Origin of the sequence: Cupriavidus sp. AU9028 (assembly GCF_019795295.1) — a bacterium.
GTDB lineage: Bacteria > Pseudomonadota > Gammaproteobacteria > Burkholderiales > Burkholderiaceae > Cupriavidus.
The window spans coordinates 170,678-197,027 of the sequence record NZ_JAIMCG010000004.1 but is presented as its reverse complement, the minus strand read 5'-3'; the positions used below and the strand labels follow the sequence as shown (position 1 = coordinate 197,027).

At 69.1% G+C, this 26,350-nt stretch carries 22 protein-coding genes; 17 read left to right on the top strand and 5 right to left on the bottom strand.

The genetic code is table 11. The annotated features are described in order from the left end of the window. Positions 1–101: 101 nt before the first annotated feature. Positions 102–1,940 carry a glutamine--fructose-6-phosphate transaminase (isomerizing) gene (glmS, locus tag K6V06_RS06510; protein ID WP_222241189.1) on the top strand — a complete coding sequence of 613 codons (1,839 nt, stop codon included), beginning with the start codon at positions 102–104 and terminating at the stop codon, positions 1,938–1,940. Positions 1,941–1,986: 46 nt separating this feature from the next. Here glmS and K6V06_RS06505 read toward each other — a convergent pair whose 3' ends face one another. The 3 genes from K6V06_RS06505 to K6V06_RS06495 form a co-directional block, all read right to left on the bottom strand. Further along, on the bottom strand, positions 1,987–2,844 hold the full coding sequence (locus K6V06_RS06505) for an aminoglycoside adenylyltransferase family protein (RefSeq protein ID WP_222241180.1): 858 nt from the start codon (positions 2,842–2,844) through the stop codon (positions 1,987–1,989). Positions 2,845–2,854: 10 nt separating this feature from the next. Next, positions 2,855–3,208: a DUF1428 domain-containing protein gene (locus tag K6V06_RS06500; RefSeq protein WP_222241178.1), complete on the bottom strand. Its 354-nt coding sequence runs from the start codon at positions 3,206–3,208 to the stop codon at positions 2,855–2,857. 261 nt (positions 3,209–3,469) lie between these two features. Then, the gene (locus tag K6V06_RS06495) at positions 3,470–4,363 is read right to left on the bottom strand and encodes a LysR family transcriptional regulator (protein WP_222241176.1); all 894 of its coding nucleotides are present in this window, start codon (positions 4,361–4,363) and stop codon (positions 3,470–3,472) included. A 159-nt stretch (positions 4,364–4,522) separates the two neighbouring features. On the opposite strand from K6V06_RS06495, the gene K6V06_RS06490 reads away from it, so the two are divergent. From K6V06_RS06490 to K6V06_RS06425, 14 genes are all read left to right on the top strand, one after another. Further along, on the top strand, positions 4,523–6,076 hold the full coding sequence (locus K6V06_RS06490) for an AMP-binding protein (RefSeq protein ID WP_222241174.1): 1,554 nt from the start codon (positions 4,523–4,525) through the stop codon (positions 6,074–6,076). A 12-nt stretch (positions 6,077–6,088) separates the two neighbouring features. After that, positions 6,089–7,306: an acyl-CoA dehydrogenase family protein gene (locus K6V06_RS06485; protein WP_222241172.1), complete on the top strand. Its 1,218-nt coding sequence runs from the start codon at positions 6,089–6,091 to the stop codon at positions 7,304–7,306. 84 nt (positions 7,307–7,390) lie between these two features. Beyond that, positions 7,391–8,401, top strand: coding sequence for a tripartite tricarboxylate transporter substrate binding protein (locus tag K6V06_RS06480; protein WP_222241170.1), 1,011 nt, complete (start codon positions 7,391–7,393; stop codon positions 8,399–8,401). A gap of 416 nt (positions 8,402–8,817) precedes the next feature. Continuing rightward, on the top strand, positions 8,818–9,099 hold the full coding sequence (locus tag K6V06_RS06475; RefSeq protein ID WP_222241168.1) for a UxaA family hydrolase: 282 nt from the start codon (positions 8,818–8,820) through the stop codon (positions 9,097–9,099). Positions 9,100–9,221: 122 nt separating this feature from the next. After that, positions 9,222–10,397: a UxaA family hydrolase gene (locus K6V06_RS06470; RefSeq protein ID WP_222241166.1), complete on the top strand. Its 1,176-nt coding sequence runs from the start codon at positions 9,222–9,224 to the stop codon at positions 10,395–10,397. Further along, entirely contained in the window at positions 10,397–11,332 is a 936-nt protein-coding gene (locus tag K6V06_RS06465; protein WP_222241532.1) for a hydroxyacid dehydrogenase, read from the top strand. The genes K6V06_RS06470 and K6V06_RS06465 overlap by 1 nt, the downstream gene beginning before the upstream one ends. Beyond that, the gene (locus tag K6V06_RS06460; protein ID WP_222241164.1) at positions 11,329–12,345 is read left to right on the top strand and encodes an Ldh family oxidoreductase; all 1,017 of its coding nucleotides are present in this window, start codon (positions 11,329–11,331) and stop codon (positions 12,343–12,345) included. The genes K6V06_RS06465 and K6V06_RS06460 overlap by 4 nt, the downstream gene beginning before the upstream one ends. A gap of 95 nt (positions 12,346–12,440) precedes the next feature. Beyond that, positions 12,441–13,454 carry a tripartite tricarboxylate transporter substrate binding protein gene (locus tag K6V06_RS06455; protein ID WP_255581641.1) on the top strand — a complete coding sequence of 338 codons (1,014 nt, stop codon included), beginning with the start codon at positions 12,441–12,443 and terminating at the stop codon, positions 13,452–13,454. 120 nt (positions 13,455–13,574) lie between these two features. Then, positions 13,575–14,348, top strand: coding sequence for a GntR family transcriptional regulator (locus tag K6V06_RS06450; RefSeq protein ID WP_222241160.1), 774 nt, complete (start codon positions 13,575–13,577; stop codon positions 14,346–14,348). A 478-nt stretch (positions 14,349–14,826) separates the two neighbouring features. After that, positions 14,827–16,821: a TonB-dependent siderophore receptor gene (locus K6V06_RS06445; protein WP_370637403.1), complete on the top strand. Its 1,995-nt coding sequence runs from the start codon at positions 14,827–14,829 to the stop codon at positions 16,819–16,821. 1 nt (position 16,822) lies between these two features. Further along, the gene (locus K6V06_RS06440) at positions 16,823–18,436 is read left to right on the top strand and encodes an ABC transporter substrate-binding protein (RefSeq protein WP_370637402.1); all 1,614 of its coding nucleotides are present in this window, start codon (positions 16,823–16,825) and stop codon (positions 18,434–18,436) included. A 70-nt stretch (positions 18,437–18,506) separates the two neighbouring features. Beyond that, on the top strand, positions 18,507–19,505 hold the full coding sequence (locus K6V06_RS06435) for an ABC transporter permease (RefSeq protein ID WP_222241530.1): 999 nt from the start codon (positions 18,507–18,509) through the stop codon (positions 19,503–19,505). Beyond that, on the top strand, positions 19,505–20,374 hold the full coding sequence (locus K6V06_RS06430) for an ABC transporter permease (protein ID WP_222241146.1): 870 nt from the start codon (positions 19,505–19,507) through the stop codon (positions 20,372–20,374). Before K6V06_RS06435 ends, K6V06_RS06430 begins: the two co-directional genes overlap by 1 nt. Beyond that, a complete protein-coding gene (locus K6V06_RS06425; RefSeq protein ID WP_255581640.1) occupies positions 20,371–21,828 on the top strand; it encodes an ABC transporter ATP-binding protein in 1,458 nt (485 codons plus the stop codon). The genes K6V06_RS06430 and K6V06_RS06425 overlap by 4 nt, the downstream gene beginning before the upstream one ends. 27 nt (positions 21,829–21,855) lie before the next feature. On the opposite strand, the gene K6V06_RS06420 is transcribed toward K6V06_RS06425, so the two are convergent. Together K6V06_RS06420 and K6V06_RS06415 are read right to left on the bottom strand one after the other, a co-directional pair. Further along, positions 21,856–22,173 (bottom strand): zf-TFIIB domain-containing protein, encoded by a 318-nt coding sequence (locus K6V06_RS06420; RefSeq protein ID WP_222241144.1) that lies wholly within the window; start codon positions 22,171–22,173, stop codon positions 21,856–21,858. Continuing rightward, positions 22,137–22,346 (bottom strand): hypothetical protein, encoded by a 210-nt coding sequence (locus K6V06_RS06415; protein ID WP_222241142.1) that lies wholly within the window; start codon positions 22,344–22,346, stop codon positions 22,137–22,139. The genes K6V06_RS06420 and K6V06_RS06415 overlap by 37 nt, the downstream gene beginning before the upstream one ends. A 93-nt stretch (positions 22,347–22,439) precedes the next feature. On the opposite strand from K6V06_RS06415, the gene K6V06_RS06410 reads away from it, so the two are divergent. Then, a complete protein-coding gene (locus K6V06_RS06410) occupies positions 22,440–24,626 on the top strand; it encodes an alpha/beta hydrolase domain-containing protein (RefSeq protein ID WP_255581639.1) in 2,187 nt (728 codons plus the stop codon). Positions 24,627–24,642: 16 nt separating this feature from the next. After that, a complete protein-coding gene (locus K6V06_RS06405) occupies positions 24,643–26,310 on the top strand; it encodes a tannase/feruloyl esterase family alpha/beta hydrolase (protein ID WP_222241140.1) in 1,668 nt (555 codons plus the stop codon). Positions 26,311–26,350: the final 40 nt, after the last annotated feature.

Sequence of the window (26,350 nt, the reverse complement as noted above, 5' to 3'; positions counted from 1 at the left end):
GATCCGCGCGCCGCGGTGCACGGGCCGGCACGATCTGCCGCCCGGCATGACTGCAAGAACTGGCAGCGCAACCGCGCGCCTGCCTTCAGGGAGAAGAGAATATGTGTGGCATCGTCGGTGCGGTTTCGACCCGCAACATCGTTCCCGTCCTGGTCGAGGGGCTGCGCCGCCTCGAATATCGTGGCTACGATTCCTGCGGCGTGGCGGTAGTCCGCGACGATACGCTGGAGCGGGCCCGCACAGTGGCGCGCGTCGCCGATCTGGACGAGCAGACCCGGGCGTCGGGCCTGGCCGGTACCGTCGGCGTCGCGCATACCCGCTGGGCCACGCACGGCAAGCCCGACACGACCAACGCGCACCCGCATTTCTCCGGCGAGACGATCGCGCTGGTGCATAACGGCATCATCGAGAACTACGAGCCGCTGCGCGACGAGCTGCGCGCGGTCGGTTACGGCTTCGACTCGCAGACCGACACCGAAGTGGTCGCACACCTCGTGCATCAGGCCTACACCTATCCGAGCAGCGCCACCCGCGGCGACCTGTTCGCCTCGGTGCGCGCCATTACCAAGCGGCTGCGGGGCGCCTATGCCATCGCGGTGGTGGCCAAGGACCAGCCGGACGTGGTGGTCGGCGCGCGCGCCGGTTCGCCGCTGGTCGCCGCGCTGGGCGAGGGCGAGGCGTTCCTCGCCTCCGATGCGCTGGCTGTTGCGGGTACCGCCAACCGGGTGATCTACCTGGAAGAAGGCGACGTGGTCGAGGTCCGGCGCGACGGCATCACCATCCACGACTTGCACGACCACGAAGTCGAGCGCGAAGTGCGGCTGGTGGAGGCGCACGCGGCAGCGGTCGATCTCGGGCCGTACCGTCACTACATGCAGAAGGAAATCTTCGAGCAGCCGCGCGCTCTGGGCGATACGCTCGAAGGCATCGAGGTCATCGACGCTTCGCAGTTCGGCGAACGCGCGCCGCAGATCTTCGCCGGCGTGGACAGCGTGCTGATCCTGGCCTGCGGCACCAGCTATTACTCGGGCTGCACGGCCAAGTACTGGCTGGAATCGATCGCCCGCATTCCCACCCAGGTCGAAGTCGCCAGCGAGTACCGCTATCGGGAAACCGTGCCCAACCCGCGTGCGCTGGTGGTGGTGATTTCGCAGTCCGGGGAGACCGCCGACACGCTGGCGGCGCTGCGCCACGCCAAGTCGCTCGGCCATGAGCACACGCTGTGCATCTGCAACGTGTCGAGCAGCGCGATGGTGCGCGAGACCGAGCTGCGCTTCATCACGCGCGCCGGCGCCGAGATCGGCGTTGCCTCGACCAAGGCCTTCACCACCCAGCTGGCGGCGCTGTACATGCTGACGCTGGCGCTGGCCAAGCAGCGCGGCCGGCTGTCCGAGGATGCCGAGGCGGCGGCGCTGGCCAATCTGCGCCATCTGCCGGCAGCGCTGCATGGCGTGCTGGCGCTGGAGCCGCAGATCATCGCGTGGTCGGAGGACTTCGCCCGCCGCGAGAATGCGCTGTTCCTCGGCCGGGGCCTGCATTACCCGATCGCGCTGGAAGGCGCGCTCAAGCTGAAGGAAATCTCCTACATCCATGCCGAGGCCTACCCGGCGGGCGAGCTGAAGCACGGCCCGCTGGCACTGGTCACCGAAGCGATGCCGGTGGTCACGGTGGCGCCCAACGACGCGCTGCTGGAGAAGCTGAAGTCCAACATCCAGGAAGTGCGCGCGCGCGGCGGCCGGCTCTATGTGTTCGCGGACGCCGACACGCATATCCAGTCCACCGACGGCATCCAGGTGATCCGTCTGCCCGAGCACTATGGCGACCTCTCGCCGATCCTGCACGTGGTGCCGCTGCAACTGCTGGCGTATCACACCGCCTGTGCGCGGGGGACCGACGTGGACAAGCCGCGCAATCTGGCCAAGTCGGTGACGGTGGAGTAAGACCGGCGCCCGCTCCTCGGGGCGGGCGCCTTGTCCTGGCTCCCTGTCAGGTCCGGGGTTCGACCGCCTCGTCCAGCCTGGCTTGGACCAGGTCGGCGAGACCCTGCACTGCGATGCGGGCGGGCCCGATGGGGCCGATAGCGGCCCCACTGTGGGCGCGCTCGCCGACGTTGTTCTCGCCGACGTTGTTCTCGCCAAGATACTCGGCGCGGGCCCAACCCACGATCCGCGCATGAGGGCCGGGGAAATGCCGCAGCACCCATGTGGCTGCCTGGTCCTTGGGCACGATGTCGCCGGTCACCGCCGTCACCAGCATCCGGCACAGGGTCAACACGGCGTTACGTGGGTCCTCCTCCCAGTTCTCCGCCAGTTCGGGCAGCATCTCCCGCATCGCCCGCAACCTGTCCCGCTCCGGGACCGGGTCCAGCAGCTGCGCCGCGGATGGACCCCACAGGGCGTGCGAATGCTGCCTTGCCGCGGTCAGCAGCAAGGCCAGGTCGGGATCGCGCTGACGCTCGATGGTGGCGCCCTGCAGCAGTTCCGCACGCAGCCACTCGCCGAACTGGTACTCGCGGATGGCGGGATAGCGCCACGGCCTGATTTGCGCGAGGTCGACGATGGTCAACTCCAGCGGGCGCCGTTGCGGATCGCCCGGGATGCCGGACAGATACAGCAGATTCGCGGTCAGGGCAGTGCCTGCCGGTGCCGGCAGGCCACCCTCGATCAGCAGCAACAGGTCGATGTCGCTATGGGTCCGAAGCCCGCCATCCGCGGCTGACCCGTATAGCCAGGCGGCGAGCAGCGCCGGCCCCAGATGGCGTTGTGCGGCCTCCACCGCGGCCCTGGCTTGTTGCAGCGCGCGGTGATCGGGCAGGGTCGGGTTTTCCGGCGTCCCTCGAACCATTTATCCGGTCCTATGCTTCGAGCATCACCTCGAAGCCCCCGAATATCATCCGCTTGCCATCGAACGGCATGGTGTCGAAGTCGGGCTTCAGGCGCGGATCTTCCATCGCGGCCTTCATGCCTTCGTCGCGTGTTGCGCGCGAGGGCCAATAGATCCAGGAAAAGACCACCGCTTCGTCGTCCTTGCGCTGGACGGCCATCGGGAAGGAGGTCACCTTGCCCTCCGGCACATCGTCGCCCCAGCACTCCACCACCTTCTGTGCGCCGTGCTCCTTGAACACGGTAGCGGCGGTTTCCGCGAGCTGGCGATAGGCTTCCCGGTTTGCCTGGGGAACGGCGAGAACAAAACCATCGACGTAGGCCATCTGTGTCTCCTGTAGCGGTCAAGCATGTTGAATGTCGGCGGTCGAGTGCCGCGCGTCTGGATACGATAGTCGATCGGGCGCAGGAGTCCAGTAGGCTTGCTGATCCAGGGGACTTGGGGACGCTGCTGACTTCTCTCCCCGGCCCCTCTCCCGCCGGGCGGGAGAGGGGAGCACACCCACGGCGGCTTCGCTGCCAACGGGTTACTCCCTTCTCCCACTGGTGGGAGAGGGCCGGGGGAGAGGGAGCGCACCGGCGCGGCTTCACATGGTGTGGGATTGCTCCAGAATCTCGATCATCCGCTGCGCCAGTGGCGACAGGTAGGCGCCCTTGCGCCAGACGGCGCCCACCCTTCGGCGCAGGTCCAGCTCCTCCACCGGCAGCGGCAGCGGCCGCAATCCCATGGCGCCACGATTCATCAAGGCGCCGCCGACACTGAGCAGCGTGGTACCCCGCAGCAGATGCAGCAGCGAGGCGCTGCCGAAGTCCGCTTCGATCCGCAACAGCGGCGGCGGCAGGCCCGCCGCTTCAAAGGCGTCCTCGACCTGTTGCCGCAGCACGATATGCGCTTGTGGCAGCAGCCACGGCTGCCCGACCAGGTCGGCGAGCGTCAGCCCGCGCCGGTGTTGCAGCGGGTGGTCTTCGTCGGCGATCACTGCCAGGCTGTCCTGGAATAGCGCGTGCGCGGCGAACAGGTCCGCCTGCCGGCTGGGCACGGGCGCAATGGCCAGGTCCAGTTCCCCCTGGACCAGCAGGTCCATCAACTCCGGGGCAAGCCGCCGCACCAGCCGCAAGCGCGCCACCGGCCGCTCGCGCAGCAGTTGCTGGCAGGCGCCGAGCACCAGCGGGTTGGGCATCGAGGGCGAATAGCCGACCCGCAGCAGTCCCAGCTCGCCGGTGCGCATCTCGCGCATTTCCTTCAGGGCATCGTCGTATTCGAGCCGGATCCGGCGCGCGCGCTGCAGGAATGTGCTGCCGGCATCGGTGGGCCGCATGCCTAGCGCGGTGCGCTCGAACAGCGGCAGGCCGAGTTGCGTCTCCACGCGGCGCACCGCCTTGGTCAGGGCGGGCTGGCTGATGCCGAGCGCTTCCGCGGCGCGGCCGATGCCGCCGTGGGTGCCGATCGCCAGCAGGTATTCGAGGTCCCGTGTCTCCATCGTGCTTGTCCGCTCCCCCCGGTGATCGCCACGGCGAGGGATTCCTGTTGGTTATGACTTTATGCCGAACGCGGCATGGCGGTAATGCTCGCCATCTTACAGACTGCGCCAGACAGGCACCAATCAGAGACATAGAGGCAAACGCCACAAGGAGACACGATGGGATTCGCCTATTTCCTGCGTCGGGCGGCCCGCTACTGGGCCGGCCACGCCGCCGTCATACACCGTGACCGGATACTGACCTACGCGGCGCTGGACGAGCGCTCGACCCGGCTGGCCAATGCGCTGCTGGGCCTGGGTCTGGCCAAGGGCGACCGGGTTGCGGTACAGGCGCGCAACTGCACCGAACTGGTCGAACTCGAATGCGCGCTGTACAAGGCGGGCCTGGTCAAGGCGGCGCTCAATCCGCGCTTCACCGCCGCGGAGGCGTCGCAGGTGATGGAGGACTGCTCGCCGCGCGTGATGATCGCGGGCGAGGGCTTCACCGGCTATTCGCGCATGACGCCGGGTTTCGGTTCGGTGGAGGTCTTTGTCTCGCTCGGCGAGTCCGCGCCCGGCTACCGGGATTACGAGACACTGCTGCAGCAGGCCGCGGCCACGCCCGTGAACTACGACCCGGCGCCCGGCGATCTCGCCGTGCTGCATTTTTCCTCCGGCTCGACCGGCAAGATCAAGGCCGCGATGCAGAGCTACGGCAACCGCATCGCCTCGCTGCGCAAGGTGGTGCTTGGCATGGACCAGCCGGCCCGCCCGGGCGACCGGCTTGCGCTGATCGGGCCGATCACGCACGCGTCCGGCATGCTGATGCAGCCGTACCTGTTCTGCGGCGCGACGCTGGTGCTGTTCGACCGCTTCGAGCCGGCGCACTTCCTGGCCGAGGTGGCGCGGCTGCGCATCACGCACGTCTTCATGGTGCCGGCGATGATCAACATGCTGCTGACCGAGCCGGCGCTGGGCAGCGCAGATCTGTCCAGCCTGAAGACGCTGGCCTACGGCGCCGCGCCGATGGCGCCGGCGCGCATCTGCGAGGCCTGGGAGCGCATTGGCCCGATCCTTTCGCAAGGCTACGGGGCCAGCGAATCGACCTCGGGCGTGACCAAGCTGTCGACCGCCGACCACGCCTGGGCGTTGGCGCACCGGCCGGAGCGGCTGGCCTCGTGCGGCCGCGCGCTGGGCGAGACGGAAGTGCGGGTGGTGGACGAGCGCGGCAACGAGGTCAGCGGCGACGCGATCGGCGAACTGGTGATCCGCGGCGAGGACGTGTTCCAGGGCTACTGGGGGGAGCCGGCGCTGACGGCCGAGGTCCTGGTCGATGGCTGGCTGCACACCGGGGACCTGGCCAGGGTGGACGAGGAAGGGTACGTGTACCTGGTCGACCGCAAGAAGGACATGATCATTTCGGGCGGTTTCAACGTCTATCCGACCGAGGTCGAGGCGACCCTGTACCAGCATCCCGATGTGCTCGAAGCCTGCGTGATCAGCGTGCCGGACGAGCGCTGGGGCGAGGCGGTGAAGGCGGTGATCGCGCTGCGTCCCGGCCGCCAGCCCGATGCGGGCTCGCTGCTGGCCCATTGCCGCGAGCGCATCGCCGACTACAAGCTGCCGCGCTCGATCGATTTCGTCGACACGCTGCCCAAGAACGCCAGCGGCAAGCTGGCGCGCAAGGTGGTGCGCGAGCAGTACTGGCAGGGCGTCGATCGGCGCGTGAACTAGAAGGGGAGACGCATGTTCGACCATCTGACCAATCCGGTCCTGATCGAGACCCGCGCGGCGATGCGCCGCTATATCGAGGAGGAACTGCGCCCGCTCGAGGCGGAACTGGGCCTTGGCTCGGAAGACCCGTGGCCACGCGAGGTGCTGCAGGGCGTGTGGCGCCGCTCCAGCGAGCTGGGACTGTACGCGTCCTGCCTGCCGACGCAGCTGGGTGGCAAGGGGCTGAATATTGCCGAACAGTGCGCGCTGAAGGCGGACCTGGCCGCCAGCGGCTGCTCGCTGGCGCCGCATGTACTGGGCGACCTGGGCGGCCCGCCGCGTGTGGGCAACATGCTGAAGTACGCCACGCCCGAGCAGATCGCGCGCTATTTCGGCCCGGTCATCCGCGGCGAGCGCTCGACCTGCTTTGCGATGACCGAGCCGCATTCCGGCTCGGACGCGATGAGCATCTCGACCACCGCGGTGGCAGATGGCGACGAGCTGGTGATCGACGGCACCAAGCACTACATCAGCGGCGCGCCGTTCGCCGACTTCGCGATCGTGATGTGCGTGACCACGCCGGGTTCGGCCGGCACGCCGCCGTCGATCAGCGCGGTGCTGGTCGATCTCGACCTGCCGGGCGTCACGGTCAGCACGGAATACACCCCGATGTCGGGCCAGCATATCGATGCGGACATCCGCTTCGAGCAGGTCCGTGTGCCGCGCGCCAATATCCTCGGTGGCGAAGGCAATGGCTTCAAGCTCGGCATGTCGCGCATCAACGTGAACCGGCTGCTGCATTGCCCGACCATGCTGGGGCTGGCGATGTCGGTCTACCGGTCGTCACTGGACTACGCGCGCACCCGGCGCCAGTTCGGCGGGCCGATCGCGCGCTTCCAGGCGATCCAGCATATGCTGGCCGATATGGCGGCCACGCTGTGGGCCTGCGAGTCGATGATCGCGCAGACTGCTGCCCTGGCCGATACGGGCGCCGACCTGCGCATGCGGGCCGCCGCCTGCAAGCTGTTCGTCTCCGAGCGCTGCTTCGAGGTGGCCGACAAGGCGGTGCAGATTCACGGCAATGTCGGTGTGACGCGCGGCCATCCGGTGGAGCAGGCCTTCCGCAAGCTGCGCATGTTCCGCATCTTCACCGGCACCAGCGAAATCCAGCGCAACACCATCGCGCGCGCCATTCTCGACACGGGAGAGGAAGCCCCGGCGGCGCGTGCCAGGGATGCGGCGGCAAGCTGACGGCGGCCGGTTTCCCCCAACGGGGCAAGCGAACCAGCGCACCGGCGCAACGCATAGCGCCAGGCAGGCAACAGGAGACAAGCAATGCAACGCAGAGAATGGATGAAGGCTGCCGGTGCGGTAGCCGCAGCGGGCGCACTGGGATCGCTGGGACTGGCGCGCGCGCGCGACAAAGGGCGGGACATTGCCGCCTGGCCCGAGCGGCCGATCCGGCTGATCGTTCCCTTCCTGGCGGGCACCTCGCCGGACATCACCGCGCGCAATCTCGCCGCCGAACTGGGCCCGAAGCTGGGGCAGTCGCTGGTGGTGGAGAACATCCCCGGCGCGGGCGGCATCATCGGTGCGCAGGCGCTCAAGCGTGCCGAGCCTGACGGCTATACCCTCGGCCTGCTCGCCAACCAGCACGTCATCAACGTCAATCTGTACCGCAACAAGCCGTACGATCCGGCCAGGGACTTCCAGGCGATCGCCGCGCTGTCGGGCGGCCCGACCGTGCTGGCGGTGCCGGCGGACTCGCCCTGGAAGACGGCCGCCGAACTGATCGAGGCGATGCGCCGCGCGCCCGGCAAGTTCAACTACGGCTCCGGCGGCAAGGGCAGCGTGGCCCATCTGGCGGTCGAGGCGCTGTTGCACCAGACCGGCACCACCGCGGTCCACATCCCCTACAAGGGCGCGACCGAGATCGTCACGGCGATGCTCAGCGGCCAGACGCAATTCGGCATGCCGGTGATCGGCACCGCGACGCAATTTCTGCGCAACAAGCAGATTCGTATCCTGGCCGTCACCACGTCGTCACGCTCGTCGTATTTCCCGCAGGTGCCGACGCTGGCCGAGGCGCTGCCGCCGGGCTTCGAGCTGGACAACTGGAGCGGACTGTTCGCGCCGGCGGGCCTGCCCGCGCCGCTGGTGCAGAAGCTGTTCGCCGCCGTCACGGCGTTGCAGGACGCCGGCAAGCTGACCGCGCAGATCGAAGCCAACTCCGGCGAGCTGCGCCGCAGCGCTTCGCCGGCGCAGTTCCATGCGATGGTCGGTGCCGAGGTGCGCCGCTACGCGCAGATGATGCAATCGATCGGCATGGAACCGGCGGCCGGCTGATCCTCTTCCTTCTGCCCTTCGGCATTGGCCGCCCGCTGCATCGCGCCGGGCCGCCAGATTGCTGACAGGGCTTGGAGAACCAGCGCGTCGTTCCCGCGCAAGCGGGAATCCAGCGTCTTCGAACGCCACTGGGTCCCCGCCTTCGCGGGGACGACGGCAAGAGCCACTGGGTCCCCGCCTTCGCGGGGACGAGGGGGCGCAGCAGTCTGGCGGCCCGGTGCACTGCGCACCGGGCCGCTTTGCATTTCGGCATCCGCCCCGTCGCCAGGCGCAATGCGCGCCAACTCTCACTCCACTAATTCATATAGATGAGTTGGTTGACCTTTATCTTTCTGTTTCCTATGCTGGTTTCACACCGCCCCGGCGCCGCCCGGTCCGAGGCGCGGACGAGCCAATCAACCCCAAGGAGACAAACGATGATTCATGTCGTACTGCACGACGCCCGGGATACCGTGGCGGTCGCGGTGGTGGAAGGCATCGAGGCGGGCACCGAACTCAATGCCTGGATCATGGACGAGGACCGCACCATTACCGTGACCGCACGGCAGCCGATTCCCATCGGCCACAAGGTGGCGCTGCGCGACATGGCGCCCAACGACACGGTCTTCAAGTACGGCGTGGACATCGGCCGCGTGGTCGCGCCGATCAAGGCCGGCGAGCACGCGCACGTGCACAACATCAAGACCAAGCGCTGGTAAGCCGCCGGCGCATCTTCCTCCCTTGCTGACCCCTGTCAGGCCCCCGAATGGCGGGCCGCGGTCGCGCTCGACCGTGCGACGGGCATGGCCATCCCCACCTCCAATCCGTCAGAGCCGAACTCATGTCCATCATCGATCAGAACACTACCTTCTGGGGTTATCGCCGCGACAACGGCCGTGTTGGCGTGCGCAACCACGTCATCATCCTGCCTCTGGACGATCTGTCCAACGCTGCCGCGGAAGCGGTCGCTTATGCGATCAAGGGCACCATGGCGATTCCTCATCCCTATGGACGCCTGCAATTCGGCCCCGATCTGGACCTGCATTTCCGCACGCTGATCGGCGCCGGCAGCAATCCGAACGTCGCCGCGGTCGTGGTGATCGGCATCGAGGATGGCTGGACCCGGCGCGTCGTCGACGGCATCGCCCGCACCGGCAAGCCGGTGGTGGGCTTCGGCATCGAAGGGCATGGCGATCACGAGACCATCAGGCGGGCGTCGCAGGCCGCGCGGGAATTCGTGCAGTACGCCACCGCGCTGCATCGCGTCGAATGTCCGATCGGCGACCTGTGGGTGTCGACCAAGTGCGGCGAGTCCGATACCACCTCCGGCTGCGGTGCCAATCCCACCGTCGGCAATGCCTTCGACAAGCTGCATCCGCTGGGGACCACGCTGGTGTTCGGCGAAACCTCGGAGCTGACCGGCGGCGAGCATATCGTTGCCGAGCGCTGTGCCAATGCCGAGGTGCGGCGCAAGTTCATGACCATGTTCGACCGCTACCAGAGCATGATCGACCGCTGGAAGACGACCGATCTGTCCGAGTCCCAGCCGACCAAGGGCAATATCGCCGGCGGCCTCACCACCATCGAGGAAAAGGCGCTGGGCAATATCCAGAAGATCGGCAAGACCTGCACCGTGGACGGCGTGATCGACAAGGCCGAGGAGCCGACCCATCCGGGCCTGTGGTTCATGGATTCGTCGTCGGCCGCGGCGGAGATGGTGACGCTGTGCGCGGCCTCCGGCTTTGTCGTCCATTTCTTCCCGACCGGGCAGGGCAATGTGATCGGCAACCCGATCGTGCCGGTGATCAAGCTGTGCGCGAACCCGCGTACGGTGCGGCTGATGCAGGAGCATATCGACGTCGATTGCTCGGGCCTGCTGCAGCGCGAGCAGAACCTGGACCAGACCGGCGACAAGCTGCTCGAGTGCATGCTCGCCACGGTCAATGGGCGCTGGACCGCGGCCGAGGCGCTTGGCCACCGCGAGTTCGTGCTGACCCGCATCCACGAGTCGGCATGATGACGCGCATCTGCATCAGCGAGTTCATGGACGAGCAGGCCGTCGCCACGCTGGCGGCCGGCTTCGACCTGCACTACGAGCCGTCCTGGGCCGATCGGCGCGAGGCGCTGCTGTCCGCCTTGTCCGAGGCCGCCGCGCTGATCGTGCGCAACCGCACCCGCGTCGATGCGGAACTGCTGGAGCGCGCGCCGCAGCTGCGCGTGGTCGGCCGGCTTGGGGTCGGGCTGGACAACATCGATGTGGCGGCGTGCCAGGCGCGCGGTATCCGGGTGATTCCGGCCACGGGCGCCAATGCCCGCTCGGTCGCGGAGTACGTGGTGACGACAGTTGCGATGCTGCTGCGCGGCGCCTATGCCAGCAACACGGAGATGGCAGCGGGCCAATGGCCGCGTGCGCGCCTGTCCGAGGGCAGGGAAACGCTGGGCAAGACGCTGGGGTTGATCGGCTTCGGCGATATCGGCCGGTTGACGGCGGCGCTGGCGCAGGCATTCGGCATGCGGGTGATCGCACACGACCCGATGCTGGCCGACGTCGATCCGGTGTGGCAATCCGCTGGCGTCGAGCCCCGCGCACTGGATGCATTGCTTGCGGAATCCGATGCCGTCAGCCTGCACGTGCCGCTGGTGCCCGCGACACGGCATCTGATCGACGCGCAGCGCCTGCGGCAGATGAAGCCCGGCGCGGTGCTGATCAACAGCGCCCGCGGCGGGGTGGTGGACGAGCCGGCGCTGGCAGCCGCGCTGCGCGAGGGCCGGCTTGCGGGCGCGGCGCTGGACGTGTTCGAGCAGGAGCCGCTGCCGGCCGGCTCGGCACTCGCTGGCGTGCCAAACCTGCTGCTCACGCCGCATATCGGCGGCGTCACGCGGGAAGCCAATGAACGGGTGTCGATGCTGATCGCGCAGCAAGTGCGCAAGGCGCTGGAGGACAGCCGATGACGATGCTCGACATGCAGGCGCTGACTGCGCTTGCCGCTGAAGCGCTGCGCCGGGCGGGAGCCAGCGACCTGCAGGCCGAGGCGACTGCCCGCGCGCTGGTGAAGGCCGATGCGGCGGGACTGGCCTCGCACGGCGTGTCGCGCGTGCCGATGTATGCCAGCCACCTGCGGCGCGACCGGGTGGATGGGCGGGCCGTGCCTCGCCTCCTGTCCGCGCGTGCCGCTGCCGGCGTCGTCGATGCCGGCTGCGGCTTTGCCTTTCCGGCCTGCGGGCTGGCCGTGCAGGAGGCCATGGTGCGGGCGCGCGAAACCGGCATTGGCGCCGTGGCGGTCTGCAACAGCCACCACTTCGGCGCGGCGGCGTTGCATCTGGATCCGGTCGCGCAGGCGGACATGGTGGGCATCGCGCTGGGTAACTCTCCGGCGGCAATGCCGGCCTGGGGCGGACGCCGCCCACTGTTCGGCACCAATCCGATCGCCGCGGTGTTTCCGCGTCGCAGCGCGCCGCCGGTCCAGATCGATCTGTCGCTGTCCGAGGTTGCACGCGGAAAGATCATGGTGGCCGCTCGCCAGGGCAAGGCGATTCCGCTGGGTTGGGCGCTGGACGAAGCCGGCCAGCCCACCACCGACCCGGCGGCGGCGCTGCGCGGCTCGATGCTACCCGCCGGAGGCGTCAAGGGCGCGATGCTGGCGCTGATGGTCGAGCTGCTGGTGGCATCGATCGCCGGCGCCAGCTTCGGTGCCGAGGCCGACTCGTTCTTCGAGGAGGAGGGCGGACGGCCCCGCATCGGGCAGCTGTTCCTGGTGCTCGACCCGGCGGCGTTCCGCGGTGGCGAGGTCTATCACCAGCGCGTGGAAGCGCTGCTGGCGGCCATGCTTGCCGACGAGGGCACGCGCTTGCCCGGCGCACGGCGCGAGGCATCGAAAACGCAGGCCAGCGCGCAGGGCATCGACGTGCCGCACGCGCTGCTGGCCGAGATCCGGGCGCTGGCCGGGGAGGCGAACCCCGCATAGAAATCGAGCCGGCACCATCCCCTTGCCACTGCTCGCAACGTACGGGCGGCGGCCTACACAGGAGACACACCATGCATTGCCCTTCGATCCGACGCATGCCAAGGCATGCGGCTGCATTGTTGATTGCGTTGTCCGCCGCTGTGTCGTCGCTTGCCGCCGCTCCGGTGGCTGCCCAGAGTCCCGCCGCACGCGCCAATGGAAATGGCGGCGCGGAAGGCGACTATCCGAGCAAGCCGATTCGCTATGTGGTGCCGTTCGCGCCCGGCGGACTGACCGATGTGATGGCCCGGCTGGTTGGCCACCAGTTGTCGGAGGAATGGAAGAAGCCGATCGTGGTCGACAACAAACCGGGCGGCAATGCCAACATCGGCGCCGACCAGGTCGCCAAGTCGGCTCCCGACGGCTACACCTGGCTCGCGGTCACGCTGACGCACGCCTCCAACGTGACGCTGTTCCCGCGGCTGCCGTTCAACATGCAGAAGGACCTGGTGCCGGTCGCGCGGATCGCCTCGTCGCCCATGACGGTGGTGGTGCCCGCCAGTTCCTCCATCAAGTCGATGCAGGAGCTGGTGGAAGCGGCCCGCACTCGCAAGCTGAACGCCGGCTCCAGCGGCAACGGCACGCCGCCGCACTTGACGCTGGCGCTGTTCGAAAGCCTCACCAGGACCCGCTTGACGCACGTGCCCTACAAGGGCGGCGCGCCGTCGATGACGGACCTGATCGGCGGACAGATCGATGTGGTCTTCTCCAACTTCCCGGAGTCGCTGGCGCATGTGAAGGGCGGCAAGCTGCGCGCGCTGGCCGTGACCACGCGCGAGCGGCATCCGCTGTTGCCCGACGTGCCCACCGTCGCCGAGGTCGGCTTCCCGGAGCTGCTGGTCGAGAACTGGACCGGCGTGATGATGCCGGCGGGCACACCGCAGCCGGTGGTCGACAAGGTGGGCATGGCGGTGGCCAGGCTGGTCGAGATGAAGGAGCCGCGCGAGCGCATCATCGCCGCCGGCTTTACCCCGGCGCCGCAGCCGAGCGCGATGTTCAGCAACTACTTCCGCGATGAAGTGGCGCGCTGGGCGAGGCTGATCGACGAGAAGCAGATCCGCGCGGAATAGCCGACCTGCATTTCGCGACCGGCAGGAACGGGCAGCGCGGGCGTTGCGTCCAGGCTCGCGCTGGCCCAGGTCTTGCAAGTCATCCATGTTATATAGCTGGGTCCCGAGCGGACCGGGCACATGGGCCGCAACACGACGGAGGAGACGGACAACGTGGGCGCAGAATTCGGACCGGGCACGGCCATCGGCGGCGTGCTGTACAAGGACATCAAGCGGGCGATCCTCGCGGCATTGGCCAGCGGCGAATGGAAGCCGGCCGAGGCCATCCCGTCCGAGCGCCGGCTGGTCGAGCGCTTCGGCGTGTCGATCGGCACGCTGCGCAAGGCCATCGACGAACTGGTGGCCGAGAACATCCTGATCCGGCACCAGGGGCGCGGCACCTTCGTCGCCACGCACCGGCAGGAGGACCACTTCTTCCGCTTCTTTCGGGTGGTGCGGGAGGATGGACACCGTGCCTATCCCTCGGTGCGGCTGGTGCGGTTCCGCCGCGCCAAGGCGAGCCGCGAGGAGGCGATGGCGCTGGGGATCGAGCCCGGCGAGCGCGTCTTTCATTTCACCAACGTGCTGTCGCTGGACGACCGTCCGGTGATGACCGATTCCATCACGGTGCCGGAGCGGCTGTTCGAGGGCCTGACCGAGGCAAGACTGCGCGACCGGCCCAATACGCTCTACAACTTCTACCAGGACGTGTTCGGCATCAACGTCATCCGCACCGAGGAGCGGCTGCGCGCCGTGCTCGCGCAGGAGGATGACCACGCACTGCTGCAGGTGCCCGTCGGCGGGCCGCTGCTGCAGATCACGCGGATCGCCTCGTCGTATCACGACAAGCGGGTGGAGCGGCGGGTGTCGCGGCTCAATACCGAAGCCCACGAGTTCGCGATTTCGCAGCCTTGAGTGGCTGAAGGGCGGCCGTGGTCTGCTGCCCTCTCCCCCGACCCCTCTCCCGCAAGCGGGCGAGGGGAGAACACCGTTCGCTGTTCCAGCCCTGCCGGTTCGCTCCCCTCTCCCGCCAGGCGGGAGAGGGGCCGGGGGAGAGGGCACGCCTGCCTCCGCCATCCCCAGGCCCTCCCGCTTATCGCCATCGGTCCGCGCGATTTGACGCGCGCCAATTCACGCCGCTACAATCTTATTGAAAATCCATTCTCAATAAACATCGGGGGGCCGCTACCGGCCCTCGTTGTTTTTGGGCCGTCCATCCCCGCATCCAACAACAGGAAGATCCATGCGGCGCTTGCAGCAGCCCTTTTCCGTCCGCCCCCTCCGGCCGCTTGCCGCAGCCGTCCTGCTGGTCGTGGCGCGCGCGGCGATGAGCCAGACCTCTGCCCCGGCAGGCGATACAGACAGCGAAGCGGTGCTGCCGGAGGTTTCGGTCGTGAGCGCCGCCCAAAGTCCGTACAACCCGCAGGAATCGGCCGGCGCGAGCCGCACCGATACGCCGCTGCGCGAGCTGCCGCAGGCGGTGCGGGTGCTGCCGCGCACGTTGATCGACGACATCGGCGCCACGCGCCTGGAGCAGACCTTCGACTATGCCAGCGGCGTCGCGCGCCTGGACAACTTCGGCGGGCTCTGGGACAACTATGCCGTGCGCGGTTTTGCCGGCAACGAGAACAGCGGCACACCGTATCTGGTCAATGGCTTCGTCGCCAACCGGGGCTATGCCGCGCCGCGCGATGCCGCGACCATCGAGCGGGTGGAGGTGCTGAAAGGACCGACCTCGTCGCTGTACGGCATCGGCGAGCCCGGCGGCACCATCAATATCGTCACGCGCCAGCCGCAGTTCAAACCGGCCCAGCGCTATCAGCTGGAGGTAGGCAACTTCGACAACCAGCGCGTGGCCGCCGACATCACCGGGCCGCTCGGCGATAACCTTGCTGGCAGGCTGATCGCGGTGACCGATCACGGCGGCACCGGGCGCGACTTCGTCAACAGCCAGCGCTTCCTGCTGGCGCCGTCGCTGACGTGGGCGCTGGGACCGAATACGCTGCTGCACTACTCGGGGGAAGTGCAGCGCTACAGTGCGCCGCTGGACCGCGGTATCGTCGCGGTCAACGGCGATTTGCGTGCCTTGCCGCGCTCGCGTTTCCTGGGGGAGCCGAACGATGGCGATACCCGCATCGACAGCCAGTCGCACCAGCTTGGCGTGGAGCATGCGTTCGCCCCCGGCTGGCAGGGCCGGTTGAACGTCGCCTATCGTGGCGGCGCGATGCACGGCTTCTCCAGCGATGCCCACGCGCTCGCCACCGATGGCCGCACGCTGCTGCGCCAGCGCCGTTATCGCGACTACCAGTCGGACGACCTGTCGATGCAGGCGGATGTGACCGGCCGCTTCGACACCGGACCGGTCGGCCATACGCTGCTGCTCGGCATCGATGCCTACCGGTTCACCGGCAACCAGTACCAGCTGCGGCGCAATCCCACTGCCGAGGCGCCGTACGCGATCGACATCTACGACCCGGTCTATGGGCAGGTGCCGCCCGGCACCTTCGCCACGCAGACCGATGCGCGCGAGCGGCAGACCAATGTCGGCGTCTTCGTGCAGGACCAGCTCGCCTTCGGCGAGCGCTGGCGCGTGCAGGCCGGCGCGCGCTTCGACTCGTACCGGCAGACGCTGAACAACCGGCTGCGCGGGGCAGTGACCGAGCAGGACGAGACCGCGGTGTCGCCCCGGCTGGGCGTGACCTATCTCGCCAGCAACAACCTGTCGCTGTTCGCCAATGCCAGCCGCTCGTTTCGCCCCAACGCCGGCATCGACGCGCTGGGCAACAGCTTCTCGCCCGAGCGCGGCCGCGCGGTCGAAGCGGGCGTGAAGTTCGACAGCGACGACCGCCGCTTCGGTGCGACGCTGACTGCGTACAGCATCCACAAGCGCAACGTGCTGACCACCGACCCCGGCGATTCGTCGTTCCTGATCGCGGCGGGAGAGGCGCGCAGCCGCGGGCTGGAGCTGGACCTTTCGGGCAGCCTCGGCCAGCACTGGCGCGTGACCGGCAACGTCGCGCTGACCGACGCCGAGATCACGGCCGACAGCCGCCTGCCGGCCGGCACGCCGCTGCGCAATATCCCCCGTACCAGCGCCAGCGCCCTGGCGATCTACGAGGATGCGGCACCGGTGGGCCAGCGCTACGGCATTGGCGCTGGCGTGCGCTACGTCGGCAAGCGCGCCGGCGATGCGGCCGACAGCTTCACGCTGCCCAGCCATACGCTGGCGGATCTCCTCGCCTATTGGCAGGCGAGCCGCAACGTCAAGGTCACGTTGAACGTCAATAATGTGTTCGACCGCAGGTACTATGCGAGCGCCTACAACAACCTGTGGATCGCCCCGGGAATCGGCCGCACGGTCCGGCTCGGCCTGCATCTGGACTACTGACGTGACGCTGCACTCCACCGTGGCGCCTTCGCTTGCGCGGCGGCGCCTGCTGCTCGGCCTGGCCGCCAGCGGGCTTGCCCCCGCCGTGCTGGCCCATTCCACCCGCGCTGCCGAGGACCGCGCCACGAGCGCAACGCGCACCGTCCGCGTGATCGGCCCATGGGAACTGTCCAGCCTCGATCCGCTGCGCGGCGGCTACCTGTTCTCGCGCATGCAGGTATGCGAGACGCTGGTGGAATATGACGAGGCGGGGCGTCAGGTGCCGGGCATGGCCGCGCGCTGGGGCAGTTCCGCCGATGGGCTCGAATGGCGCTTCGTGCTGCGCGCAGGCGCGGGCTTTCACGACGGCACGCCCGTGCGCGACATCGACGTGGCGCGTGCCCTGCAACGGGCGCTGCATCCGGCCGGCGTGCTGGGGCGGGCGCCGATCCAGGCGATTCGCGCCGAGGGCGGCGCGGTGCGCATCGTATTGTCGCGCCCTTACGGCGCGCTGCCGGCGCTGCTGTCGCACAGCAGCACGCAGATCCTCGCTCCGGCGTCGTTCGGCGCCGACGGCAACGTGCGCGCCATCGTCGGCTCCGGCCCCTTCCGGATCGACACGCTGGAGCCGCCGCAGCGCTTCTCGGTGGTCCCCTTCGACGGCTGGCAAGGTGCGCGCCCCGCGGTGCAGCGCGCCTCGTATCTGTCGGTGGGGCGCGCCGAGATGCGGGCGCTGATGGCCGAATCCGGCCAGGCCGACCTGGCCTACGGGCTCGATCCCGGCAGCATCGCGCGGCTGCGCCACGGCAATGCCGTGCGGATCGTCGAGGAGATGATTCCGCGCACGACCTCGCTGAAGCTGAACGCCGGGCATCCGCTGCTGGCCGACGCCCGCGCGCGGCAGGCGCTGTCGCTGGCGCTCGATCGGCGCGGCATCGCCACGGCGATCCTGCGCGATCCCGGGCTGGCCGCGCAGCAGCTGTTTCCCCCGGTGCTCGCCGGCTGGCACGACGGCGCGCTACCGTCGCTGACGCACGATCCGGTCGCCGCGCGCCATCTGCTGGGCGAGCTTGGCTGGCGCCTGGGTGCCGACGGCATGCTGTGGCGCGACGGCCAGCCCTTCACGCTGACATTGACCACGTTTCCCGACCGCCCCGAATTGCCGCTCATCGCCGCGGCGATCCAGGAGCAGCTGCGGCTGGTCGGCATCCGGGTGCGCGTGGCGGTCGGCAATTCCTCGGAGATTCCGTTTGCCCATCGCGATGGCTCGCTGCAGATGGGACTGATCGCGCGCAACTATGGCGTGGTGCCCGATGCCTTCGGCGCGGTGTCGCAGGACTTCGGTGCCGAGGACGGCAGCGGCGGCGACTGGGGCGCGATGCAGTGGCGCGAGCCCGCGGTTCCGCGCGCGCTAAGCGCCTTGAGTGAACTGCCGGCGCGATCCGCAGAGCGCGGCGGCGAGTCGGCGGCACGGGCGCTGCGGCAGCGGATTGCCGGGGCGCTGCACGGCGGCCTGCCGCTGGTGCCGGTGGTGTGGTATCGCCAGACCCTGGCCGCCAATCCCCGCCTTGCCGGCGTTTCCATCGATCCCTTCGAGCGGACCTGGCGGCTGACCGGCATGCGCTGGACCGCCTGACCCGCAACCCGTGATGAACGACTCGTCTTCCTTTTCGCTGGGCCCCGACAGCCGTGGCACGCCGGCCTCGATGGCGGCTCCTGCGGTGGCTACCCGCCGCGGCGCTACCGCCCGGCTGCTGTTGCGCATTCTGCTGCAGCGCGGCCTGCAGGCCGCCGTCGTCGCCGCGCTGGTCGGCACGCTCAGCTTCGTGATGATGCGGTTGCTGCCGGGAGACATGGCCTTCCGCGTGGCCGCCGGCCGCTACGGCTACGACATGGTCAATGCCGCCGCCGCCGAAGCGGTGGGCGCCGAGCTTGGCCTCGACCTGCCCTGGTATGCAGCGCTGGCGTCGTGGTGGTCGCGCCTGCTGCATCTGGACCTGGGCACCTCGGTGGTGACCGGTGCCCCGGTCGGCACGGAGATCGCGCACCAGCTCGGGCATACCTTCGCGCTCGCGCTGGCCGCGCTGACACTGTCGGCGCTGATCGCCATCCCGCTGGGCTTCCTGGCGGGCCGCAGGGCCGGCGGACTTGCGGACCGCGGTACGCTGATGCTGTCGATCGTGTTGCGCGCGCTGCCGCCCTTCGTGCTCGGCGTGTTGCTCGTGCTGGCGCTGTCGGTGGAATTGGCAGTGCTGCCCGCCGGCGGACACGGCGAGCACGGCAACTGGGTGGCGCCCACCTTGACGCTCGCGCTGGGACTGACGGCCACCGCGCTGCGCGTGTCGCGCGACGCGATGGCGGCCGTGGTGCGCTCCCCGTATTTCCTGTTCGCCCGCACCAAGGGTCTGTCCGACCGCATGGCGATGTGGCGGCACGGCGTGCGCAATGCGGCGGTGCCGGTGGTGGCCTACCTCGGCGTGCAGCTGGTCTACCTGCTCGAAGGCGTGGTGGTCATCGAGACGCTGTTCGCCTGGCCCGGCATCGGCCATGCGCTGGTGCACGCGATCTTCGGCCGCGACGTGCCGATGATCCAGGGCACCGCGCTGGTGATGGGACTGCTGTTCGTCGCCCTGAATGCCGTGGTCGACCTGGCTTGCGCGGCGATCGATCCGCGCCTGCGCGTCGCGCGGGGAAGGACTGCATGATGAACGAGACGATCCATCCGGGCGCGAGCAAGCGGGCAGGCGGGCGCCATCCGCGGGGCCGCCAGCGGCTGGGCGTGGTGCTGATCCTGCTGCTTGCCGTCTTTGCGCTGGCCGGCCCGCTGGTCGCCCAGCGGCCGCCCTTCGAGCAGAACCTCTACGCGGTGCTGCAGGCGCCGAGCCTGGCCGAGCCGCTGGGCACGGACCATCTCGGCCGTAGCGTGCTGGCGCGCACCGCGCACGCTGCCCGGCTGTCGTTGGGACTGGCGTTGCTGTGCGTGCTGTCGGCCATGGTGCCGGGGACCGCGCTCGGCCTGCTCGCCGCCTGGAAGGGTGCGTGGGTGGACCGCGTGCTGACGGCGCTGGCCGATGCCGTGCTGGCGCTGCCCGGCCTGCTGCTGGTGCTGTTGTTGTCCGCGCTCGCCCCCGGGGCACTGTGGCCGCTGTACCTCGGGCTGTCGCTGGTGCTGTGGGTCGAGTACTTCCGCGTCAGCCGCAGCAGCGCCATGGTGGTGCTGCGCAGCGACCACGTCGAAGCCGCCCGGCTGCTGGGCTTTCGGGGCGGCTATATCGCCAGGCACCATCTGCTGCCGGAACTGGCGCCCATGCTGGCGACGCTGGCCAGCTTCGGCGTCGGCGCCGCGGTGCTCGCGCTGGCGGCGATGGGCTTCGTCGGGCTGGGCCTGCCGCCTCCGACGGCAGAGCTGGGTCTGCTGATGACCGAGTTGCTGCCCTATGCCGGCGAGGCGCCCTGGGCGATGGCCAGCCCCATCGTCGTGATCGCCATGGCGATGCTGGCGCTGGTGCTGCTCGGCGAGCGGCGCGGCGCACCTGTCGAGGCGGCGGTGCAGCCGGGCGGAGTACAGGCATGATGGCGCTGCCCGAATACCGCCGAAGCGGCGCCCCGCTGCTCGAAGCGGACCGGCTCGCGATCCATGCCGGCAATGCGTTGCTGCTGCAGCCGGTCTCCTTCTCGGTACGCGCAGGGGAAGCGCTGACGCTGCTCGGCGAGAGCGGTGCCGGCAAGAGCCTGCTCGCCCAGGCCGTGATGGGAACCCTGCCGGACGGTTTGCGGGCCAGCGGTCGCCTGGCGTGCGCCGGCCGTGCCAGCGATGCCGGCGATGCCGCCGCGCGGCGGCCGCTATGGGGCCGCTGCGTCGCCCTGTTGCCGCAGGAGCCCTGGTTTGCGCTGGACCCGCTGATGCGGGTGGGCAGTCAGCTTGCGGAGAGCTGGCGTCTGGTCGGCGGCAAGCCGCGCGACGAAAGCTGGCGCGCCGCCCTGGCGGCGCTGCGCCAGATGGGTGTCGAGCACGCGGCGCCAGCGCTGCCCGGCACGCTGTCAGGCGGCATGGCGCAGCGCGTGGCCTTTGCGATGGTGCGCGCCGGTGGCGCACCGGTACTGATCGTCGACGAGCCGACCAAGGGGCTGGACCACCGGTGGCGCGACGCGGTCGTGGAGCACCTGCGCGAGGCGCTGGCGCACGGTTGCGCGGTCGTCACCATTACGCATGACATCGCCGTGGCGCGCGCGCTGGGCGGCCAGGCGATGGTGCTGCAGGAAGGCAAGGTGGTGGAGCAGGGCAGCACGGCGACGGTCCTGTCGGCGCCATCCCATCCGTACACCCGGGAACTGGTGGCCGCCGATCCTGCCGCATGGGCGGGCACGGTCGCAGCAAGCCCGCCAGCGGCGCCCGAAGGTGGCACCGCTGGCCGCGCCATCATCGGCGCCAGCGGACTTGCCAAGCGCTTCGGCGAACAGATCCTGTTTACCGGGCTGACGATGCAGATCCGCTCCGGCGAGCATGTCGCCGTCACCGGGCCCAGCGGCAGCGGGAAATCCACGCTGGGCAACATCCTGCTCGGGCTGGTCCGGGCGGACGAGGGTCACGTGCACCGGGCCGACGCAGTGCCCCGGCATCGCTTTCAGAAGCTGTACCAGGACCCGGGTGCCGCCTTTGCCCCGCGCCGCAGGATCGGCGACGGCCTGCAGGACCTGATCCGGCTGCATCGGCTCGACGGGGCGCGCCTGGGCCCGATGATGGAGCAGTTGGGGTTGGCGCCGGCGTTGCTGCGGCGGCTGCCGGGCGCTGTCTCCGGCGGGGAGTTGCAGCGCTTCGCGCTGTTGCGCGCGCTGCTGCTGCAGCCCGTCTTCCTGTTCGCGGACGAGCCCACTTCCCGCCTGGACCCGGTCACGCAGAAGCGGACCATCGAACTGATCGTGCAGGCCTGCGACGAAACCGGCGCCGCGCTGATGCTCGTCACGCACGATCCCGACATCGCCAGTCATATCGCCGGACACGACCCGCGCCGGATGCTGGCGTTCTGATCGCTGCACCCGGCACGGGGTGTGCGCTCAGTCGAACAGCTCGTGCCAGATGCTCTTCTTGCGGTAGTGCTTTTGCTCGCGGTAGCGGTCGTCATTCCGGTAGCGGTCGTCCCCGCGATATCCACCGCCATGGCCAGGATCGTAGGGACGCGCCGCCGGCTGGGCAGGCGCCTGGTTCGGTGCGGCCTGCGCCACGGGCGCCTGTTCGGCAGCGGCACGCTCGAGGATCTTGTCGAGCTCGCCACGATCCAGCCACACGCCCCGGCACTTCGGGCAATAGTCGATCTCGACACCCTGGCGCTCTGACATCACCAGTGTGGTTTGCGGGCAAACAGGACAATCCATGGTGTTACCTCCTTGTCGTTCCAATCCGGTAGGACACGGCGCGGCGCCACAGGTTCGCTGACACTGTTTGTTGCCGCGGGGCGCGCCAGCACCGCTACGTTGCTGTAGGGGCGCTGCGCCTCGGCGGGAATCTGCTCCATCAGACGATTGCGCTGAAAACCCGCAGAATCCATCGAGATTATCCATTTCCCCTCGCGCAATCCGCTTCCTAGACTTCGCGCCAACGCCTCGTCAGTGGGCGGTCCACCGGAGCAGGAGCGAAGAGAATGGAGACAACGCGTTTTGGGCGCGGCCGGACGGCACGTGCCCTCGGTATCGCATGCGCCGTGATGGCGCTGGCTGCGGCATGCGGCAGCGACGATGATGACGGCCCCTCCACGCCGCCGCCGACCAGCGGCGGGGGCGGAGGAGGCGGCGGCCAGGCGCCGGCCGCGAAGCCCGGGATCACGCTGACGATCGACGCTCGCGAGGATTTCCCGGGCAGCTTCGGCAGCGTCGGGCAATACGAACGGGTCACCGGCTCGATCGCCGGCGAGATCGATCCGAAGGACCCGCGCAACGCGGTGATCCAGGACCTGGAGCTCGCGCCGGTCAACGCGCGCGGCCTGGTCGACTACAAGACCGAGTTCGTGATGCTCAAGCCCAAGGACATGGGCAAGGCGGGCGGCATCCTGCGTTACGACGCTCCCAATCGCGGCAATATCCTCACCATGCCGAACCCGGCGCAGGTGCCCGGCGACGCGGTCTATTTCGAGCGCGGCTATGTCTTCCTGTTCGCGGCCTGGCAGGGCGACGTGCCCAAGAGCTCGCCGGCCCGGCTGACGCTGACCGTGCCGGTCGCCCGCAACAAGGATGGCAGCTCGATCACCGGCCCCTATGCCACCGAGCTGATCCCCAACGCGCCAACTTCCACCATGAGCCTGCCGGGCGGCGTGTTCAACGGATCGATGATTCCCTACGAACCGGCCAGCCTGGACAACACGCAAGCCGGCTATTCCTTGACGCGGCGCGTCAACGAGACTGACCCGCGCATCGCGATTCCGCCCAGTGACTGGAAGTTCGCCGATTGCGGCGGCACCGGCGCGCCGTTCCCGGGACGGCCGGATGGGACGAAGGTCTGCCTGAAGGGCGGTTTCGTGCCGGGCCAGCTGTACGAGCTGACCTATGTGGCCAAGGACCCCAAGGTGATGGGCGTCGGGCTGGCAGCGCTGCGCGACACGGTGACCTTCTTCCGCAAGGAAGCGGCGGACCGCGCCGGCACGCCCAATCCGATCGCCGGTGCGATCCGCCATGCGATCGGGCAGGGCACCTCGCAGTCCGGCAATGCGATGAAGACCTTCCTGCATCTCGGATTCAATGCCTCGCTGGCGGGCGGCAAGGTGTTCGACGGCATCTTCGCCCATGTTGCCGCGCGGCAGACCAATATCAATACGCGCTTCGCCGTGCCGGGCGGCGGCGGCGGCCTGCGCACCGATCATCGCGCCTTCGGGCAGACCGCGCCGCGCGGGCTTGCCGCGGACTACCGCGACGACGTGGCCGGACGCAGCGGCGGCGTGATGAAGCGCTGTACCGAAACGCAGACCTGCCCGCGCTTCTTCCTCGGCCTGTCCGGTACCGAGTTCTGGCAGTTGCAGGGCTCGCCGGTGCTGACCGACGCCTGGGGCTTCCGCGACCTGGACCAGCCAGAGAACGCGCGCATCTACTACTACGGCAGCACGCAGCACGGCGGCAAGTCGGCGCAGATCAATTACAACCCGGCGGCCACCGTCTATCCCGCCGGCTCGATGATCGATTTCGCCGATACCTTCCGCGCACTGTTCGTGGCGCTGGAGGACTGGGTCGCACGGGATGTCCCGCCGCCGGACAGCCAGGTGCCGCGTCTTGCCGACGGAACCCTGGTGCGGCCCGACCAGCTCACGGTGCCCGTGATGCGCGGCGTGACGTGGGAAGGGGCGGGCGGACCGGTTCCCATTCCCGACTTCCAGTACCTCGCGCGCTACAACGGCTTCCCGCTGCTCGATTTCGGCCCGCAGTACCGGCCCGAGGACGAGTCCGGCATTCCGACGCAGTTGCCGCCCTCGTACATGGGGCGCGACTACGCCATCCTGGTGCCGCAACTCGATCCGCAGACCGGGCTCTCGCGCTCGGGCATCCAGTCGCTGGACGTGCAGGTGCCGCTGGGAACCAGCCTCGAGTTCAACTATGTGGCGACGCCGGGGATTGTCGATCTGGTCAACCTGAGCGGCAGCTATATTCCGTTCCACCGCACCGAGGCAGCGCGCATCGCCGCGGGCGACCAGCGGCCGTCACTGGAGTCGCTGTACGGCACGCAAGCGGTCTATCTGGACAAGCTGCGCACCGCGGCCACGTCGCTGGTGGCCCAGCGCTTCCTGCTGCCGGCCGACGCCGAACGGGCGGTGGCGCGGGCGCAGGCCAATCCGATCCTGCCTTGATCGAGGGGAGGCGAGCATGCACCGCGATCTTCTGCAGTCCAGGCGCCGCAGGCTGGCGCTGACCCTGACCCCCGTCGCCGCGGCGCTGCTGCTCGCGGGCTGCGGTGGCGACGACGATGACGATGGCGCTCACGCGCCGCCGCCCGAACCGCCGCCGACGGCCCAGCAGCCGCTCGACTGCGGCCAGATGGCGCGCGCGGTGCTGGACGGCGCCACGGTAACCGCCGCCGCCGAGGTGCCGGCCGGCAGCTTCGCGCCGGCCAGCGGCACCACCTTGCAGGTGGAGTCGTTCTGCCGGGTGCAGGCCGTGGCGAGACCCACCAGCGATTCGGAGATCCGCTTCGAAGTCTGGATTCCGCCGGCTCCCCGCTGGAACGGCAAGCTGATGGTCGCCGGCAACGGCGGCTACAGCCCGGCACTGGGCTACCGTGCCATGGCGATGGGCCTGGCGCGCGGCTATGCGACCGTCAGCGGCGACACCGGCCACCAGACCAGCAATCCGAACGACCTGCTGTTCGGCGTCGGGCATCCGGAGAAGATCGTCGACTGGGGCACGCGCTCGATCCATGCCATCACGGTGCCGGCCAAGCGGCTGGTCAGCGAGATGCATGCGCGCCCGATCGACCGATCGTACTTCTACGGCTGCTCCACCGGCGGGCATCAGGGCTACGCCGAGGCGCAGCGCTACCCCGACGACTTCGACGGCATCATCGCGGGCGCGCCCGGCAACAACCGGGTGCGGCTCAATGCCGGCTTCCTCTGGCAGTTCCTCGCCAACCATCGCCGCAACGACAACACCACGCCGATCATCCCGGCCAGCAAGCTGCCGATGGTGACGCAGGCCGCGGTGGCCGCCTGCGATGCGGACGACGGCGTGACGGACGGGCTGGTGGACGACCCGCGCCAGTGCCGCTTCGCGCCGGCATCGTTGCAATGCACCGGCGCCGATGCGCCGGACTGCCTGACCGCGGAGCAGGTGTCGGCACTGGAAGCGATGTATGCCGGGCCGCGCAACCCACGCACCGGCGAGCAGGTCTACCCGGGCTGGCCAAAGACCAGCGAGGCGCTGTTCACGGTCGGCACCAACCCGGTGGGATGGAATACCTACTGGGGCACGACGGAACCGACCCGCGCCGACTTCTGGCGCTACTGGGTCTTCGACAATCCGCAGTGGAACTGGTGGACGTTCGATTTCGACCGTGACCTGGCCTATGCCGATGCCAGGGTGGGCACGCTGGTGGACCAGAACAGCACCGACCTGTCGGCCTTCAAGGCCAGCGGCGGCAAGCTGCTGGTCTACAACGGCTGGCAGGACCCGGTGGTCAACGCGGTGGATACGATCGGCTACTTCGAGCGGGTGCGGCAGGCGCAGGGATCGCAGGGGGAGATGGACGCCTTCTTCCGGCTGTACCTGGTGCCCGGCATGGGGCATTGCTCGGGTGGCCCGGGGCCGACGCAGTTCGGCAATGGCGACACGGCGGCGCCGGTGGTGGACGCCGGCCACGACATCCTCGAGGCGCTCGATGCCTGGGTCACGCAGGGCAGGGCACCCGACCGGATCGTCGCATCCACCGTCACCGACGACGTCGTGACGCGAACCCGGCCGCTATGCCCGTATCCCCGTCGCGCGGTCTATGTCGGCAGCGGCAGCACGGACGAGGCGGCAAACTTCCAATGCCGATGAGGGCCACCGAGGGGCCGGCGCATGCGCCGGCCCCTCGCCC